This is a genomic window from Streptomyces sp. TG1A-60 (assembly GCF_037201975.1).
In the GTDB taxonomy this organism is placed as follows: Bacteria; Actinomycetota; Actinomycetes; order Streptomycetales; family Streptomycetaceae; genus Streptomyces.
In genome coordinates this window covers 2,873,126-2,890,588 of record NZ_CP147520.1, presented here as the reverse complement: position 1 = coordinate 2,890,588, position 17,463 = coordinate 2,873,126, and the positions used below count along the sequence as shown (strand labels likewise).

Below are 17,463 nucleotides of genomic sequence, written 5' to 3'. Positions count from 1 at the left end.
CCTCTTCCCCCAGGACTGATCGCCCATGTTCCGTACCGCCCTGCGCAATGTGCTCGCACACAAGGCCAGGCTGCTGATGACCGTCCTCGCCGTGACGCTCGGCGTGGCCTTCGTCGCCGGCACCCTGGTCCTCACCTCGACCGTCTCCGCCGCGTACCAGAACAGCTCGAACAAGGGCTTCGACCACGTGGACGTCGCCGTCCAGTCGGACGGTGCCCACGCGCGGCCGGGTACCGTCTCCAAGCTCACGCCGGAACTCGTGGGCCGGATGGCGAAGGTGCCCGGCGTGCAGTCGGTGACCGGAGTGGTCTCCGGTTTCACCGCCGTGGCCGGCAAGAACGGCGATCTGGTGGGCAAGGGGTGGACTACGCAGGGCGCGAACTACGCCGTGAACAGCGGTGACCGGGACGCCCGCTACCCACTCAAGGACGGCCGTGCCCCGACGGGGCCGGGCGAGGTGGTTCTGGATGCCGAGACCGCCGAGCGGGCGGGGTACCGCGTCGGTGACACCGTCCGCCTGTCGGTCGACGGGCCGGTCCGCACACCGCGACTGGTCGGGATCTTCACCACCGACAGCGGTGAGGTCGCCGCGGGTGGCACGCTCGCCCTGTTCGACACACGCACCGCGCAGCAACTGTTCGGCAGGCCCGGGGAATTCAGCGAAATCGACGTCAAGGCCGCACCGGGCACCTCCCAGACCGAGCTCGCGGCGGCCCTCGACAAGGTGCTCCCCGAAGACCTGCGGTCGATCACCGGACAGGAGCTCGCCGACTCGCAGGCCCTCAGGGCCGAGAGCAGCGTGACCAGCCTGCGGACCACCCTGCTGGTCTTCGCCGGTGTCGCGCTGTTCGTCGGGATCTTCCTCATCGCCAACACCTTCACCATGCTCGTCGCCCAGCGCACCAGGGAGCTGGCCCTGCTGCGCGCGGTGGGCGCCACCCGCCGCCAGGTGACCCGCTCCGTCCTCATCGAGGCGTTCCTCGTCGGTCTGGTGGCCTCGGTGGCGGGGCTCACCGCCGGCATCGGCATCGGCGCCGCACTGCGCCCGCTGACCTCGTCCTTCGGGAAGGGGTCACACGCATGGCCCGATGGCCCTCTGGCCGTCACCCCGGCCACGGTCATCACCTCGCTCGCCCTCGGTATCGGCATCACGATGCTGGCCGCATGGCTGCCGGGCCGCCGCGCCGCGAAGATTCCGCCGGTGGCCGCGATGGGCAGCGTGCACGCGGTGGCCACCCCTCGCTCGCTCGTCGTGCGCAACGCCCTCGGAGCCCTGATCACCGCGGCTGGGGCCGTCACTGTGCTGGGTGCGACCGGAATGAAGCCGGACGAGGGCCAGATGGTCATGGCGCTGGGCGGTGCGATCCTGATGACCGGGGTGCTCGTCCTGACCCCCCTGCTGTCCCGCCCGTTCATCGCCGCCACCGCACCAGTCCTGCGCAGCTTCGGCGTCTGCGGCAAGCTCGCCCGCGAGAACGCCCTGCGCAATCCGCGCCGTACCGCGGCCACGGCCTCGGCCCTCACCATCGGCCTCACCCTGATCACCTCGCTGACGGTGGTCGCGGTCAGCGGTCAGCGGAGCATCGACCAGCGTGCCACCGCCGCACTGTCAGCCGACTACGTCGTGCGGATGGCCACCTACGATCCGCTCTCCGGGACGGTGGAGAAGCGCCTCGCCAAGGTCGACGGGGTCAGCGCCGTCAGCCCTCTGCGCGAGGCCCCGGTCCGCATCGCCGGCCAGGAAACCTTCGTGACCGGCGTCAACGCCGCCACCGTCCACCGCCTGGTCCGGCCCGACTTCACCGAGGGCTCGCTCGCCCGTTTCGGCGGCCGCGGCATCATCGTCTCCACGGAGACCGCGCAGATGCGGGGATGGCACACCGGCACCACAGTGCCGGTCACCTACCCGGACGGGAAGCAGGGCCGGTTGACCGTCTCCGGTATCTACCAGGGCAACGACCTGCTGAGCGGCGTCATCACCGACATCCGCACCCTCGACCCGCATCTGCAGACCGCGAGTGCCTGGAAGATCCTGGTGAAGACCGAAGGCGGCCCCAGCGACACCGCCCGGCGGGGCATCGCCAAGGCGCTCGGCGACAACCCGGCCGTACTCGTCCAGAGCAGACAGGACGTCTCCGACTCCATAGCCCGCGGTATGACCATGATGCTCAACGTCCTCTACGGGCTGCTCGCCATGGCCGTGATCGTGGCCGTCCTCGGCGTCATCAACACCCTGGCCATGTCCGTGGTCGAACGAGCACCGGAAATCGGCATGCTGCGTGCCATCGGGCTGGACCGGCACGGCGCCAGGCGCATGGTGCGCCTGGAGTCGCTGGCCATCTCCCTCTTCGGCGGTGTCCTCGGCATCGGTCTGGGCATCTTCTTCGGCTGGGCCGGAAGCCGACTGCTCGCCTCCGACATGCCCGGCTTCGAACTCGTCCTGCCCTGGGGGCGCCTGGCCCTCTTCCTGGCGCTGGCCGGCTTGGTGGGCGTGCTCGCCGCCTTCTGGCCCGCCCGCCGCGCCGCGCGCCTCGACCCGCTCAGCGCCATCAAGGCGGAGTAGGCCCCGGTCCGGCGTACGGACGGCGTGGCGGCGTGCGGGGCGGCGGACCCGACGCGGCGGTCACGACCGGCGGCCAGCTCACAGCACAGCCAGGCATGTCTGGAGGCGGTGGTGGACGCAACGACGAAGGGCGCTCGGAAAGTTCAGCCCGACTGCGTCACGCCGGCCATCGAGGGGCTGAGCGTGTGGGATGCAGTGAGAAGAGCGCCGTGGACGGCTGAGGACGCCGCCCGTCTGACGTAGCGATCGCCATCTGGAGGCCATACGTCACGCTCTTGGTGGATCAGAAGAGAAACCGCCCCGTGCACGCTGGCACACAACACTCTGGCGGTTTCGGTCCTACTCTCGACAGGCACCCCGGCATCAAGACAGGCTGTGACCTTGTCCCGGAAGTAGCGGAAGCACGCATCTTCGTTCTGGCGGCTGGCTTCGGTGGCCTCACCGGACATCACCAGTCGGTACTGGGAAGGATGACGAAGTCCGAATGCGATGTAGGCGACGCAGGTTTCATAGAGCGCCGTCACGGGATCCGGGATCTCCCGGGACACTGCTTCCAACTCGATGAACAGTGAGCTCCACACACGCAGGCACGTCGCATGGACGAGCTCCCTCTTCGAGGCGAAGTGGAGGTAGACGGCCGGCGGGCTGACTCCCGCGCTTGTTGCTACCGCACGAATCGTAAGAGCGTCGGCGCCACCGTCTGCCAGTAGCCGATCGGCGATGTCGAGAAGCTGGTTTCGCAGCAGACCGCCCTGGCCCTTGGCGGCACGAACTCGGGAGCCGGTCACAGATATGAGCCTTCGTGAGAGGGCGGCACTACGCAGACGACAGGAATGTCCGAGCGGCCCTGAGGGGAGGATGCCTCGCCGTGATGTTCTGACGGTGCGTGACCAACATCAAGATGCCTTCGGTTTGATGGTAGTGACCACTTGGGTCACCCGGGCGCATAGTTCGCCTTTGTCATCATGAACGTTGACCTCGACGACAGTGTTGCGTCCCAGACGCAAGGGGCGAGCCGTCGCAACGACGCTCGTGTGTGCGGGCCGAAGAAAATGCGTGCTCGACTCCACGGTGGCTGGTGCGGCGCCGGCTGGACCGTTGAGGGCGGCGCAAACGGCAGCACACACGTCGGCGAGCCCCATCAACGCCCCTCCGTGGAGGCCACCGCCCACCGTGGAAAGGGAGGGATCGTGCGCCAACCTGCCTTGAACGCTGACTTCCGTGATCTCCTCGAACACGACTCCGAGCGTCTTGGCATACGGCGCGAGCGCGTAGACGTCTTCGGCTTCAAGTGTGAGCACAGGCCACTCCCATCCTGGTTAGTGACGATAACTTATCGACGTTAACCCAGATCGTCTACCCGGGTGACTTCTGATCACCGCAGTTCGCCTGAAACAAGATCGCCGGACTCTGTGAAACTCGGGGCAGCTCAGCTCCCGGCCTGAGCCGCTGCCGCTTCCGCTCTTCCGCTGCCGCTTCCGGTTCTGGCCGCTCCGTGCTGCTGTGCCAGACGCCGGCCGCTTCGCGCCCCGCCTCGAAATCGATCGCCTGCGCGAGGTGAGGATCTTCTCCATACGGGTAAAACCACTGCAAAGGTGTGAAATGGTGGCCATGGTCGCTCGGTGGTGTGCTGCGCCATTACACCTCGGCGCGTTCGGCGAAGTCTCCTCCCAGGGGTATCGCGGCTGTCCCGTATCGGGGTCCAATGGTGAGAGTCAGGCCCTTCGCACCCACACCGGTCAGAAGAGGCACGCAATGGATCTATGGCTGATCTGGTTGATCATCGCAGCCGTGCTGGCTGTGGCGGAGATCTTCACTCTTACCGCCGCGCTCGGAATGCTGAGTGCGGCCGCATTGGTCACGGCGGGGTCCGCTGCGGTCGGGCTGCCGCTGCCCTTCCAGTTCCTGGTGTTCACGGTCGTCGCTACCGTCACCGTGCTGTTCGTGCGCCCCGTCGCGCTGCGCCATGTGGTGGGGCGCCAAGTGGAGCGATTCGGCGTGGACGCACTGGTCGGCAGGCATGCCTACGTGGTCTCCGAGGTGACGGGCCTGGGGGGCAGGGTCCGTATCGACGGTGAGGAGTGGACGGCCCGCGCCTACGACGAGACGCTCGTGATTCCCGCTGGAAAGACCGTTGACGTCATGGAGATCAGCGGCGCCACCGCGCTCGTCTACCCCAGGGACTGAAACCATGGAAATCTCGGCGTTCTTGATTGCCGGCCTGATCGTCGCGCTCATCGCGGTTTTCACCGTGGTGCGGGCGGTCCGTATCGTGCCCCAGGCGCGTGCTCGAAATGTGGAACGCCTCGGCCGCTACCATCGGACCCTGAATCCAGGCCTCAGCCTCGTCATTCCTTATATCGACCGCGTTCATCCGGTGATCGATCTGCGGGAACAGGTGGTGTCCTTCAAACCGCAGCCGGTCATCACCGAGGACAATCTGGTCGTCGAGATCGACACCGTTCTGTACTTCCAGGTCACCGACCCACGAGCGGCTTTCTACGAGATCGCCAATTTCCTCCAGGCGGTCGAGCAGCTCACCGTCACCACTTTGCGCAACGTCGTGGGATCCATGGACCTGGAGAAGACCCTCACCTCCCGGGACACCATCAACAGCCAACTGCGTGGCGTGCTGGACGAGGCCACCGGCAAGTGGGGGCTGCGGGTCAACCGGGTGGAGATCAAGGCCATCGACCCTCCGCAGTCCATCAAGGACGCGATGCAGAAGCAGATGCGTGCCGAGCGGGACAAGCGGGCCGCGATCCTGGGCGCCGAAGGGCAACGCCAGTCGCAGATTCTCACCGCCGAAGGCGACAAGCAGGCTGCCGTCCTGCGTGCGGAGGGTAACCGAACCGCTGCGATCCTCCAGGCCGAGGGCCAGTCCCGGGCCATCGACGAGGTGTTCCAGGCCGTACACCGCAACGACCCCGACCCCAAGCTGCTCGCCTACCAGTACCTCCAGACACTGCCCCAGCTCGCGCAGGGCTCGGGGAACAACTTCTGGGTGATCCCCAGCGAGATCACCTCCGCGCTCCAGGGTGTGTCCCGCGCCTTCACCGAGGTGCTGCCCCAGTCGCCGGCCACCCGGGAGAAGCCCTCGGACGACAGCGCCGCCCAGGCCGCCGACGACACGGCACAGGCCGCGGAAGCCGCTGCCGCCGCCCTGGCCGACGCGGCCAGGGCCGACCGCGTGGCCTCCGGCGCCCTCACGTCCCACCCCCGCCCCGAACGTGGGTGACGACTGCCGGGCATGCCGTCATGGGTAGGGGTGGGCCGTGATCGCCTGGAGGTCGGGGGTGCCGGGCCGTGCACGGTCGAAGCGTGCCCGCTGACACCCCGGCAGCGCGACGACTGCGACACGCGCGCCGCCGCGGTCGCCGACCGGTCCGCCGCGCCACACGCCGGACCGGAAGCGGCTCACCCGTTCGCCTCCCCGGCGACGTACTCGGCCAGCTCGCGCAGGATGTCCCGCGTCCCGTGACGGCGAGGTGGCCTCGGCGGGCTCCTTGGAGGGGAGTGTCATGAATCAGGGCGTCGGCGAACTGGGAGGCGTCGGACACGGCGACGGGGTGGTCTCGGCGGGTGATCGGCTCTGACAGGGTCTTCTCCTGACTGTCGGCAGACCGCACACGGTGCAGCGGCTCCGGCACACAGGCCGCCCGGAGTGACTCGGTCACCCCTCAGACGGCGCGACGCGACCGGGAGAGACCGCACGGTGGCGGGTGCTCGCCGGAGCACATCGGTGAGCTATGTGTGTGGGTTCTCCCGGGGCGGGACCGGGGGCGTCGCCGTGTGAGGGGCCGTCGGGTGGGCGTCGTCGCCGCCGGTGGCCGGCGTCAGTCCGTAGGCGCGGACGGCGGTGCCGCCGAAGACCTCCCTCCGTTCGGCGGGGGTCAGACCCGCCGTCAGCGACCGGGCAGCGTCGACCACCTCCGTGTATCCGGCGGCGAGCCGGCAGACGGGCCAGTCGGAACCGAACATCAGTCGCTCCGGGCCGAAGGCGTCCAGCACGGTCTCGGCGTACGGCCTGAGGTCCGCGACGGTCCAGGAGGCCCAGTCGGCCTCCGTGACCAGGCCGGAGAGCTTGCACACCGTGTTGGGCAGGGCGGCCAGTCGCTGTACCCGGGCCGCCCACGGCCGGAGTTCACCGGAGGCGACGGGCGGCTTGGCCAGGTGGTCCAGGACGAAGGTGAGGCCCGGCAGACGCCGGGCCGCTTCTACGGCCGCGGGGAGCTGGTGGGGCTTGACCAGCAGGTCGTAGACGAGTCCCGCCTCGGCGACCGCGGCCAGTCCCCGCAGTACCTCCGGTCGCAGCAGCCAGCGCGGGTCGGGTTCGCCCTGCACCTGGTGGCGGATGCCCACCAGGCGTTCCCCACCGGGGCCTTCGCGCAGTGCGGCGAGGACGTCGGCGGCATCGGGAGAGGTCAGATCGGTCCAGCCGACGACTCCGGCGACCAGCGCGCTCCCGGCGGCCAGGGCCAGGAACTCCGGCGTCTCCTCCGCCACGGTGACCGTCTGCACCAGTACGGTCGCGGTGACCCCGGCGGCGCGCGCCTCCGGCTCCAGGTCACTCAGAGAGAAGTCGCGCCGCAGCGGGGCGAGTTCGTCTCCGACGATCCAGTCCTGGTCGCGCACGGACAGGTCCCACACGTGATGGTGCGCGTCGACGACCCCCGGGCCGGTGCCCGCCCCGGTCACAGTTCCCACACCACGGGCAGCCCGGCGTCGGAACCCCCGGCCGAGTAGTCGTGGACGACCTCCAGGAGGTCGTCCATCCGGGCCTGCCAGGCGATGTTGACCGGAAGCTTCTCCAACCGCGCGATCATCGCCGCGTAGTCCTCGACCTCCAGCAGGTGGAAGAGGTGGGTGCCACTGCGCCAGATCGTCCACTCGCTCACTCCGGCGGCGCGGATGGCGGCGGTCAGCTCCTCGGGGACCTCTCGGTGGGCCGCCTCGTACTCCTCGACGCGGTCGGCGCGGACCTCGGTATGCAGGGCGACCCTCACGACGGCTCCTTCGGCGACGGGAATCCCACGGCGGGCGGGGGTACGGGGACGGGGGTGTCCGGGGCCAGCAGGCCCTCGGCGCGCAGCTCCTCCCAGACCGCGTCCGGCACGGGGCGCCGCAGCTGCTCCACGGTGTCGCGCACCTCCTCGGCGGAACGGGCACCGGTCAGGACACTCGCGACGGCCGGGTGGCCGAACGGGAAGCGCAGGGCGGCGGCCCGCAGCGGGACACCGTGGCGTTCGGTGACCGTCCTGAGCCGCAGGGCACGGTCGAGCACCGGCCGTGGCGCGGGAGCGTAGTCGTAGGTGGCGCCGGGCCGGGGGTCGGTGAGCAGGCCGGAGTTGAAGACCCCGCCGATGACGACGCTGCTGCCGCGGGCGGCGGCCCGCGGCAGCAGCTCGGCGAGCCCTTCCTGCTCCAGGAGGGTGTAGCGGCCGGCCAGGAGGACCACGTCGATGTCGGTCTCGCGCAGGAAGCGGACCGGCAGGGCGCACTGGTTCATCCCGAGGCCGATCGCGCCGACCACGCCTTCGCCGCGCAGTCGCTCCAGCGCCGGGTACGCCTCCCGCAGGGCCTGCTCGGCGTGGTCGTCCGGGTCGTGCAGCAGGGCGATGTCGACCCGGTCGAGGCCGAGGCGGTCCAGACTGGCCGCCAGGGAGCGCAGCACTCCGTCGGCGGTGAAGTCCCAGACCCTGCGGTGGGTGGCGGGGACGGCGAAGCCGTGGGCGGTGTCGTCGCCGGGGCGGTCGTCCGGACGGGGCACGAGCAGCCGGCCCACCTTCGTGGAGACGGTGTACGCGTCGCGGGGGCGGTCGCGCAGTGCCGCGCCCAGCCGGCGCTCGGCCAGCCCCAGCCCGTAGTGGGGCGCGGTGTCGAAGGTGCGGACGCCCGCCTCCCAGGCCGCCTCCACGGTGGCGAAGGCGGCCTCGTCGGTGACCGGCTGGTAGAGGTTGCCCAGGCCCGCGCAGCCGAGAGCCAGCCGCGTGACCTCGACGGTGCTGCCGCCCAGCGTCGTACGCCCCATGGCCGGCGGGGTCGTGGCCGTCACGGGCGGGCCGACGGGCGCAGTCGCAGTCCCTGCATGCCGCCGTCGACGGCCAGGGCGGTGCCGGTGACACTGGCGGCGGCGGGGCTCGCCAGGTAGGCGATGGCGGCGGCGACCTCCTCCGCGGTGACCAGGCGGCCCATGGGCTGGCGGGCGTCGAGGGCGGCGCGTTCGGCCTCGGGGTCGTCGGCGGCGTCGAGCAGCCGGCCGACCCAGGGGGTGTCGGCGGTGCCGGGGTTGACGCAGTTGACGCGGATGCCTTCGCGGACGTGGTCGGCGGCCATGGCCAGGGTCAGGGACTGCACGGCACCCTTGCTGGCGGAGTACAGGGCGCGCTGCGGGAGGCCGGCGGTGGCCGCGATGGAGCAGGTGTTGACGATGGCGGCGTGCGGCGAGCGGCGCAGATACGGCAGGGCGGCGCGGCTGGTGCGGACGAGACCGAGGACGTTGATGTCCAGGACGCGGTGCCACTGCTCGTCGGGGTTGTCCTCGACGGTGCCCGCGGCACCGATGCCCGCGTTGTTGACGAGGATGTCCAGGCCGCCCAGCTCCGCTGCCGCGGCGTCCACACCGGCCCGCACCGAGGTGTCGTCGCCGACATCGGTCTTGAGGGCGAGCAGCGGGCGCGGCACGGCCCCCGGGGAGAGGTCGAGCACGGCCACCGCCGCGCCCCGCGCGGCCAGCAGCCCGGCCGTGGCCAGCCCGATACCGGACGCGCCACCCGTGACGATCGCCTTGAGACCTGTCAGTTCACCTGTCGGTTCGGTCATGCGGCTTCCTCCCGTCCGGCGAGGTCGGCGGCCCAGAACCCGCCGTCCGGGTAGCGGTATTCGGCGATTGACCCGGAGCGCATGGTGGCGGAGAAGCCCGGGGCCAGGGGCGCGACGTAGTGGCCGTCGCGCATCTCCACGGGTGCGGTGAAGTGCTCGTGGAGATGGTCGACGTACTCGATGACCCGGTCCTCGGTGGTGCCGGAGAGGGCCAGGTAGTCGAACATCGACAGGTGCTGGACGAGTTCGCACAGGCCCACGCCGCCGGCGTGCGGGCAGACCGGGACCCCGAATTTCGCGGAGAGCAGCAGGATGGCCAGGTTCTCGTTGACGCCGCCGACGCGGGCCGCGTCGATCTGGAGGACATCGAGGGCTTCGGCCTGGAGGAGCTGCTTGAAGACCACGCGGTTCTGGACGTGTTCGCCGGTGGCGACCTTCACCGGGCCGACGCCCCGGCGCACGGCGGCGTGGCCGAGGATGTCGTCGGGGCTGGTGGGTTCCTCGATCCAGTACGGGGCGAACTCGGCCAGGGCGTTGGTCCACTCGATCGCCTCGCCGATGTTCCAGCGCTGGTTGGCGTCGACGGCGATGCGGATGCCGTCGCCGACGGCGGCGCGGGCGGTGCGCATCCGGCGGATGTCGTCGGCGAGGTCAGCGCCGACCTTGAGCTTGATCTGGGTGAAGCCGTCGGCCACGGCCTGCTTGGCCAGCCGGGTGAGTTTGTCGTCGGAGTAGCCGAGCCAGCCCGGTGAGGTGGTGTAGCCGGGGTAGCCGCGCTCCAGCAGGACCGCCTCGCGCTCCGCGAGCCCGGTCCGGCCCGCGCGCAGCAGCTGGAGGGCGTCCTCGGGGGTGAGGGCGTCGGCGATGTAGCGGAAGTCGACCTGCGAGACCAGCCACTCGGGGTCGGCGTGCGCCAGCAGTCGCCACAGCGGCTGTCCGGCCCGCTTGGCGGCCAGGTCCCAGACCGCGTTGACGACCGCACCGATCGCCATGTGCATCACGCCCTTCTCGGGGCCCAGCCAGCGCAGCTGGCTGTCGCCGATCAGGTCCCGGCTCAGGGAGCCGGGATCCGCGCACAGTTCGTCCACACGGCGGCCCAGGACATGGGGACGCAGCGCGTCGATCGCGGCGACCTGGACGTCGTTGCCGCGTCCGATGGTGAACGTGAAGCCGTGGCCCTCCAGCCCGTCGGCGGCGTCGGTACGCAGCACCACGTAGGCGGCGGAGTAGTCGGGGTCCGGGTTCATCGCGTCCGAGCCGTCCAGCTCGCGTGAGGTGGGGAACCGGATGTCGTGGGTGTCGACCGCGGTGATCCGGGCGGGGGTTGCAGTCAAGGGGGTGCCTTTCACGCTTGGCCGAAGGTCTGGCGCTGGTCACCGAGCCCGTCGATACCGAGTTCGACGGTGTCACCGGCGCGGAGATAAGGGGTGCCGGGCAGGCCCAGGGCCACGCCCGCGGGCGTACCGGTGTTGATCACGTCACCGGGCTCCAGAACCATGTACCGGCTCAGGTAGGCCACGATGTGGTGGACCGGGAAGATCATGTCGCTGGTGTGGCCGTGCTGGCGCTTGACGCCGTTGACACTCAGACGCAGGGACAGGTCCTGCGGGTCGCCCACCTCGTCGGCGGTGACCAGCCACGGGCCCAGCGGATTGAAGGTCTCGCAGGACTTGCCCAGGTCCCACTGCGAGGAGTACTGCAGCTGGAACTCGCGCTCGGAGACGTCATGGCTGACCGCGTACCCCGCGATCACCTCCGCCGCCTCCTCGGGGCCCGCCAGGTAGCGGGCCCGGCGGCCGATCACGACTGCCAGTTCCACCTCCCAGTCGGTCTTCACCGAGCCACGCGGGACAAGCACCTGATCGTAGGGGCCGACCACCGTGCCCGGATCCTTCATGAAGACCACCGGACGGGACGGGACCACGGCACCGGTCTCGGCGGCGTGGTCGCGATAGTTCAGGCCGACACAGACGACCTTCCCGGGCCGCGCCACCGGCGCGCCGATCCGCAACCCGTCCGGGTCGCACTCCGGCAGGGGCCCCGCCTCCACGGCCGCGCGGACCCGGTCGACGCCCCCCGAGGCGAGAAAGGCGCCGTCGATGTCGGACACCACGGACGACAGGTCCAACAGCCGGCCATCGGCGACACGGACAGCAGGCCGCTCCTCGCCGGGAACACCGACGCGTAGCAGTTTCACTGGGGGCTCCCTTGGGTGGTTCGGGGGTGGCGGTGGGCCGTGGCGGCAGGGCCGCCCACAGGGCCCACACCGCAACCCGCGACGTGGCGTCCGGGTAATTTCGCGGCAGTCATCGGATGTATGACGGCACCGTGACTGTAGAACCAACAGGGCCGACGCGCAACGCACACCTCGGATGTATTTGCCTTGGGTGTCAATCACCGTGCCGATATGACGGTTTCGGGTGCCTGTCTCGCGCCACGGCAAACGCTTCATGATCGCCTACATCCGATGAATATCGCATCGATCGAGGATCATCCCGTCCTGGCCGTACGGGCGGATTCGCCCGCGCGTGGCACCGGGGGGAGGCGTTCGCGCGCACGAGCAGCCGCGACGACGTACCGCTCCGGGCGCCCGGAGTCGCCCTTTGCCGAATCGTAAGGCTGTCGTGACAGCAGGCCCCTCGGTGAGGAGTGCCAGAGAAAGAGCAGGTCAGGGGCGGGTGGGAGGGGTGGCTCGGCATGCTGCGACTTGATCGCGGCCGCCTTCCGCGGGATATGACGGAAATCAACGGATGGGGACTCTTGTCAATGTCGGCAACGCCGTCGTAACGTCCTCGACTGTCCGAGATACATCGGAGGAATGCCCGAGCTGGTGCCGGGCGGCCGTTCCGGCCCCTCCGCTTCTCGGCCATCGGTTGTCCCTCATCCCGTCCTCGCCGGGCACGGTCCGTACCTGCCCCATGAGCCGGCACCTGCACCCCATCGGTGGTCTCGCCCTGCCTTCCGGCGAATCCTCCACCATCCCACCGCCGCCCAGCGGCTTCCCCGCCCAGGCCAAGGAGAACCCGCAATGAAGCTCGCCCGCACCCGTTCCACCGCCGCAGCCGCCACCGCCGTCCTGGCGGTGATGGCGCTGGCCACCGCCTGCAACCGAGAGAGCGCGGACTCGGCCGCCTCGGGTGGCGGGAAGCCCGCCGTCGGCATCGACCTGCCCCGTTCCGACTCCGACTTCTGGAACTCCTACGCGCAGTACATGAGGAGTGGCATCAAGTCCGAGGGAGTCAACGCGCTCCCGCTGAGCAACTCGCAGAACGACGTCACCAAGCTGGTCGCCAACGTCCAGGTCTTCCAGAACACCGGCGCCAAGGCCGTCGTCATGGCCCCCCAGGACACCGGCGCCATCGCCTCCACACTCGACACCCTGGCAGCCGAGAAGATCCCCGTGGTCAGCGTCGACACCAGACCGGACAAGGGTGACGTCTACATGGTCGTCCGTGCCGACAACCGGGCCTACGGCACCAAGGCGTGCGAGTTCCTGGGGAAGCAGCTGGGCGGCAAGGGCAAGGTCGCCGAACTGCAGGGCGCCCTGGACTCCATCAACGGGCGCGACCGCTCCGAGGCGTTCGCGCAGTGCATGAAGGAGAAGTTCCCGAAGATCAAGGTCTTCGAACTCCCCACCGACTGGAAGGGTGACGTCGCCTCCGCCAAGCTGCAGAGCCTCCTCGCCCAGCACCCCGACCTCAACGGCATCTACATGCAGGCCGGCGGTGTCTTCCTGCAGCCCACCCTGGCGCTGCTGGAGCAGAAGGGCCTGCTCAAGCCCGCGGGGGAGAAGGGCCACGTCACGATCATCTCCAACGACGGCATCCCGCAGGAGTTCGACGCGATCCGCAAGGGCCACATCGACGCCACCGTCTCCCAGCCCGCCGACCTCTACGCCCGGTACGCCCTCTACTACGCCCAGGCCGCGGCCGAGGGCAAGACCTTCGAGCCGGGCAAGACCGACCACGACTCCACCATCGTCAAGATCCCGAACGGTCTGGAGGACCAGCTGCCCGCGCCGCTGGTGACCAAGGAGAACGTGGACGACAAGTCCCTGTGGGGCAACAACGTCGGCCAGTGACCGGCAGGACCGGTCGGCCATGCGGAGGGGCGGGCGTCACCGCCCCTCCGCATGACGGCGTACCGGAGAAACCAGCAACGCCCTCCCGCTCCCGGGCCAGCATCCGTACACGAAGGACGGTATCCACCATGGCGGACACCGCGACCCTGCCGGCGACCGGCCGCGCCCATCCGGCGCCGGTGGCCGAGGCGACCGGCATCAGCAAGCGGTTCGGCGCCACCGTGGCGCTGCGCGACGCCCGTATCACCGTCGCCGCCGGCGAGTCGCACGCACTGGTCGGCCGGAACGGCGCCGGCAAGTCCACGCTCGTCTCCATCCTCACCGGACTCCAGCAGCCCGACTCCGGCACCCTGCGCTTCTCCGGCGAACCCGCGCCCCCCTTCGGCGACATCGACGCGTGGCGCTCCCGCGTCGCCTGCGTCTACCAGCGGTCCACCATCATCGGTGACCTCACCGTCGCAGAGAACCTCTTCCTGAACCGGCAGAGCACCGGCGCGATACGGCCCATCCGCTGGAAGGAGCTGCGTGGCAGGGCCGGGGAGCTGCTCGCCGAGTACGGCGTGGACATCGATCCCGCCGCACGGGCCAGGGAGCTCACCGTCGAACAGCGGCAGTTCGTCGAGATCGCGCGAGCCCTGTCCTTCGGTGCCCGCTTCATCATCCTCGACGAGCCGACCGCCAAGCTCGACGCCCGTGGCATCGGCCGCCTCTTCGACAAGCTCCGCGACCTCCAGCGCCAGGGCGTCGCCTTCCTCTTCATCTCCCACCACCTGCAGGAGGTCTACGACCTCTGCACCACGGTCACCGTCTACCGCGACGCCGCCCACATCCTCACCGCGCCCGTCGCCGGGCTCGGCCACCAGGACCTGGTCGAAGCCATGACCGGCGAGAGCGCCTCGGCCGGCCCGGCCGTCGCGAGCGGACGCCGCCCCGCGCGGGCCGGCTCCGAGGAACTGCTGACCGTCGACGGCCTCACACTGCCCGGCGGTTGCCGGGAACTGGACCTGTCGGTCCGCGCGGGTGAGGTGGTGGGGCTGGCCGGTGCCACGGCCAGCGGCAACGTGCGGGTGGGCGAGGCCGTCGCCGGTCTGCACCACGCCGTCGGCGGCACCATCTCGGTCGGCGGGACGAGGGTGCGCACCGGCAGCGTGCCGTCCGCCCTCGCCGCCGGCGTCGGTCTGGTCCCCGAGGACCGCCACGTCCAGGGGCTGGTCAACAACCGCAGCGTGGCGGAGAACGCCACACTGACCGTCACCGACCAGCTCGGCCCGTTCGGCACGGTGCTGCCGGCCCGCACCAGGGCCTTCGCCCAGCGCATGATCCGGGACCTCGACATCAAGACCCCGGCAGCGGCCACCCCGGTCTCCGCCCTCTCCGGCGGCAACCAGCAGAAGGTCGTCGTCGCCCGCGCCCTGGCCACCGACCCGCACGTCCTGGTCGCCATCCGCCCCACCAACGGCGTGGACGTCAAGTCCAAGGAGTTCCTGCTCGGCAGGATCCGTCAGGTCGCCGACGGCGGGAAGGCCGCGCTGATCGTCTCCGACGAACTGGACGACCTCAAGGTCTGCGACCGGGTCGTCGTCATGTTCCACGGCCGGGTGGTCGCCGAGTTCGACCGCGGCTGGAAGGACGAACACGTCGTCGCCGCCATGGAAGGCGTCGCCGTGGCCCCCTCCGCATCCGCCGCGCCCACCACATCGGGCGCGGCCACCGCATCCGCCGTATCCGGCACCGAAGAGCACGGAAGGTAGTCATGTCCGCCACCACAGATCTCACCGAGCCGCCAGTGAAGGTGGCGGAGCCGGCCGACGCGGACACCGCCCGGCGCGGACTCGCTCTCGGCCGCTTCCGTGACCTGTCCCTCGTCCCCGCCATCTTCGTGCTGGGCCTGATCGGGTTCATCGTCTCGCCGGCCTTCCTCACCGCCGACAACCTCATCGGCGTGGCCCAGCAGTCCACCGAGCTCAGCCTGCTCGTGCTCGCCACCGCGCTGATCCTCATCGTCGGCCGGATGGACCTGTCCCTGGAATCCACCATCGGCGTGGCGCCCGTCATCGCCGTATGGCTCGTGCTGCCCGGCTCGGGCGGACGCTTCGCCGGCCTGGGACTCTTCCCGGAGTGGATGGCGGTCCCGCTGTGCCTGCTGGTCGGCGTGGCGATCGGTGCCCTCAACGGGTTCCTGATACTGAAACTGCGGCTGAACGGTTTCATCGTCACCCTCGGTGGCCTGACCATGCTTCGCGGGCTCCAGGTCGCCCTCTCCGAAGGCCAGTCCATCGTCGACCTGCCCCCCTCCTTCACCTACCTGGGCAAGGCGTCCTGGCTCGGGGTCCCCGCCGCCATCTGGATCTGCGCGCTGCTGTTCGCCATCGGCGGCAGCGCGCTCGCCTGGCTGCGCCACGGCCGGGCGCTGTACGCGATCGGCGGCAACGCCGAAGCCGCCCGTACCGCCGGTATCCGCGTCGACCGCATCGTCTGGGTCGTCCTGATTGTCGGCAGCCTGCTCGCCGCCTTCGCCGGCATCCTCTACAGCGGACACTACGGCTCCGTCTCCGCCACCCAGGGCAGCGGCTGGATCTTCCAGGTCTTCGCCGCCACGGTCATCGGCGGGGTCAGCCTCAACGGCGGCAAGGGGTCGGTCATCGGCGCCCTCACGGGCGTGCTCACCCTCCAACTCGTCGTCAACGTGATGACCCTGGCGGGTGTGCCGGCGCTCTGGAACCAGTTCCTCAACGGCGCCATCATCATCCTCGCCCTGATCATCTCCCGCTTCGCCTCCGGCGAGAAGCAGGAGTAGGCGCAGCCGCGGGCCGCTCCGCGCGGGCTCCGTGCGAGACCGGCGGAAGCGGCCCCGCCCGCACCCGCGGGAAGGTTCCCCGCAGAGAGGCACCCGTCGTGGCACTGACCGACGAGGCGATGGACAAGATCAAGGCGATGATCGTCGCCGGTGAACTCGCGCCCGGCTCGCGCCTGCCCAAGGAGGAGGTCCTCGCCGGACAGCTCGGCCTCTCCCGCAGTTCGCTGCGCGAAGCGGTGCGGGCGCTGACCGCCATGCGGATCCTCGTCACCCGGCAGGGCGACGGCACCTATGTGTCCAGCCTGGAGCCGCACCTCCTCCTCGAAACGCTCTCCTTCGCCGCCGACGTCTCCCAGGGGCACACCGCCCTGCAACTGCTCCAGGTGCGCAGACTGCTCGAACCGCAGGCGACCGGACTCGCCGCCGCCCTGCTACAGCCCGACGACCTGCGGGCGCTCCGCGAGATCCTCGACCGATGCCGGGCCGCCGCGACCGTGGAGGAGTTCGTCGCCCACGACATAGCCTTCCACGTGGGCATCGTCGAAGCCGTCGGCAACCCGGTCCTGACGATGCTCCTCCAGGGGCTCTCCACCCGTACCCAGAGGGTCCGCATCGTCCGGGGCAGCCGAGCCCGGCGAGCGCTGGCCAACGCCCATCAGGACCACGAGGAGATCCTCCAGGCACTCCAGTCACGCGACGCCCTGCTGGCAGCGTCCGCCGCGACCGTTCACATCGCCGGCGTCGAACAGTGGCTGGCGACCAGCCTCCTCGACACTCCTCTACAAGGGCTCGGCACCTGACCCCGCACGATGTGTCCCTACGGACCGGCTCGGCCGAGTCCGTGTCCTGACGCCGGATCAGCCGGTGTCAGGTCAGGTGCCGTGAACGGGGAGCGATGCCCGACGTGGTCGACCCGCGCCACCAGTTCTCCGTTGTCGATCATGTAGACCACCGCCCTTGGACAGGCAGGTGGAGCGGACGGGAGAGGGGGCACATGTGGGTGGCATGGGTGATACGCGGCGTGCTCGTCGTGTTCAACGGTGAGCTTCGTGTGCTGGCCGTCGTCGGCGGAGCGCTTCCGCTGGGGGCCGGAGACAAGCGGAGCAGGATGCTGCTGACGGCGGCGGGGGCGGGGCTCCTCGCCGTGACGCTGTTCGCGGCGTACTGACCCGAGTCGGCTCGGGGCGGAGCCGCGCACCG

Annotated in this window: 17 protein-coding genes; 8 read left to right on the top strand and 9 right to left on the bottom strand. The window is 70.1% G+C overall.

What is annotated here, in order from left to right; translation table 11 throughout:
* Positions 1-25 precede the first annotated feature (25 nt).
* Positions 26-2,563, top strand: coding sequence for an FtsX-like permease family protein (locus WBG99_RS11885; RefSeq protein WP_338896303.1), 2,538 nt, complete (start codon positions 26-28; stop codon positions 2,561-2,563).
* A gap of 143 nt (positions 2,564-2,706) precedes the next feature.
* Here WBG99_RS11885 and WBG99_RS11880 read toward each other — a convergent pair whose 3' ends face one another.
* Together WBG99_RS11880 and WBG99_RS11875 are read right to left on the bottom strand one after the other, a co-directional pair.
* On the bottom strand, positions 2,707-3,351 hold the full coding sequence (locus tag WBG99_RS11880) for a TetR/AcrR family transcriptional regulator (RefSeq protein WP_338896302.1): 645 nt from the start codon (positions 3,349-3,351) through the stop codon (positions 2,707-2,709).
* Positions 3,352-3,459: 108 nt separating this feature from the next.
* A complete protein-coding gene (locus WBG99_RS11875; RefSeq protein WP_338896301.1) occupies positions 3,460-3,864 on the bottom strand; it encodes a PaaI family thioesterase in 405 nt (134 codons plus the stop codon).
* A 454-nt stretch (positions 3,865-4,318) separates the two neighbouring features.
* Here WBG99_RS11875 and WBG99_RS11870 point away from each other — a divergent pair, with 454 nt between their 5' ends.
* Both WBG99_RS11870 and WBG99_RS11865 read left to right on the top strand, forming a co-directional pair.
* Complete coding sequence (locus WBG99_RS11870) at positions 4,319-4,750, top strand: NfeD family protein (protein WP_338896300.1); 432 nt, start codon at positions 4,319-4,321, stop codon at positions 4,748-4,750.
* 4 nt (positions 4,751-4,754) lie between these two features.
* Positions 4,755-5,801, top strand: coding sequence for an SPFH domain-containing protein (locus tag WBG99_RS11865; RefSeq protein WP_338896299.1), 1,047 nt, complete (start codon positions 4,755-4,757; stop codon positions 5,799-5,801).
* 18 nt (positions 5,802-5,819) lie between these two features.
* Here WBG99_RS11865 and WBG99_RS11860 read toward each other — a convergent pair whose 3' ends face one another.
* From WBG99_RS11860 to WBG99_RS11830, 7 genes are all read right to left on the bottom strand, one after another.
* On the bottom strand, positions 5,820-5,984 hold the full coding sequence (locus tag WBG99_RS11860) for a hypothetical protein (protein ID WP_338896298.1): 165 nt from the start codon (positions 5,982-5,984) through the stop codon (positions 5,820-5,822).
* Between the two features lie 326 nt (positions 5,985-6,310).
* The gene (locus WBG99_RS11855; RefSeq protein ID WP_338896297.1) at positions 6,311-7,261 is read right to left on the bottom strand and encodes an amidohydrolase family protein; all 951 of its coding nucleotides are present in this window, start codon (positions 7,259-7,261) and stop codon (positions 6,311-6,313) included.
* Complete coding sequence (locus WBG99_RS11850; protein ID WP_338896296.1) at positions 7,258-7,569, bottom strand: L-rhamnose mutarotase; 312 nt, start codon at positions 7,567-7,569, stop codon at positions 7,258-7,260. The genes WBG99_RS11855 and WBG99_RS11850 overlap by 4 nt, the downstream gene beginning before the upstream one ends.
* Positions 7,566-8,594, bottom strand: a complete 1,029-nt coding sequence (locus WBG99_RS11845) for an aldo/keto reductase (protein WP_338900301.1) — start codon at positions 8,592-8,594, stop codon at positions 7,566-7,568. The genes WBG99_RS11850 and WBG99_RS11845 overlap by 4 nt, the downstream gene beginning before the upstream one ends.
* 20 nt (positions 8,595-8,614) lie before the next feature.
* A complete protein-coding gene (locus WBG99_RS11840; protein ID WP_338896295.1) occupies positions 8,615-9,385 on the bottom strand; it encodes an SDR family oxidoreductase in 771 nt (256 codons plus the stop codon).
* Positions 9,382-10,719, bottom strand: coding sequence for an L-fuconate dehydratase (locus WBG99_RS11835; protein ID WP_338896294.1), 1,338 nt, complete (start codon positions 10,717-10,719; stop codon positions 9,382-9,384). The genes WBG99_RS11840 and WBG99_RS11835 overlap by 4 nt, the downstream gene beginning before the upstream one ends.
* Before the next feature lie 11 nt (positions 10,720-10,730).
* On the bottom strand, positions 10,731-11,582 hold the full coding sequence (locus WBG99_RS11830; RefSeq protein WP_338896293.1) for a fumarylacetoacetate hydrolase family protein: 852 nt from the start codon (positions 11,580-11,582) through the stop codon (positions 10,731-10,733).
* Positions 11,583-12,413: 831 nt separating this feature from the next.
* On the opposite strand from WBG99_RS11830, the gene WBG99_RS11825 reads away from it, so the two are divergent.
* The 5 genes from WBG99_RS11825 to WBG99_RS11805 all read left to right on the top strand — a co-directional run bounded on the left by WBG99_RS11825 (position 12,414) and on the right by WBG99_RS11805 (position 17,431).
* On the top strand, positions 12,414-13,466 hold the full coding sequence (locus WBG99_RS11825; RefSeq protein ID WP_338896292.1) for a sugar ABC transporter substrate-binding protein: 1,053 nt from the start codon (positions 12,414-12,416) through the stop codon (positions 13,464-13,466).
* A 128-nt stretch (positions 13,467-13,594) separates the two neighbouring features.
* Positions 13,595-15,217, top strand: a complete 1,623-nt coding sequence (locus tag WBG99_RS11820) for a sugar ABC transporter ATP-binding protein (RefSeq protein WP_338896291.1) — start codon at positions 13,595-13,597, stop codon at positions 15,215-15,217.
* Between the two features lie 2 nt (positions 15,218-15,219).
* Positions 15,220-16,263, top strand: a complete 1,044-nt coding sequence (locus tag WBG99_RS11815; RefSeq protein WP_338896290.1) for an ABC transporter permease — start codon at positions 15,220-15,222, stop codon at positions 16,261-16,263.
* 98 nt (positions 16,264-16,361) lie between these two features.
* The gene (locus WBG99_RS11810; protein ID WP_338896289.1) at positions 16,362-17,063 is read left to right on the top strand and encodes a FadR/GntR family transcriptional regulator; all 702 of its coding nucleotides are present in this window, start codon (positions 16,362-16,364) and stop codon (positions 17,061-17,063) included.
* 200 nt (positions 17,064-17,263) lie between these two features.
* Positions 17,264-17,431, top strand: a complete 168-nt coding sequence (locus WBG99_RS11805) for a hypothetical protein (RefSeq protein WP_338900589.1) — start codon at positions 17,264-17,266, stop codon at positions 17,429-17,431.
* Positions 17,432-17,463 lie beyond the last annotated feature (32 nt).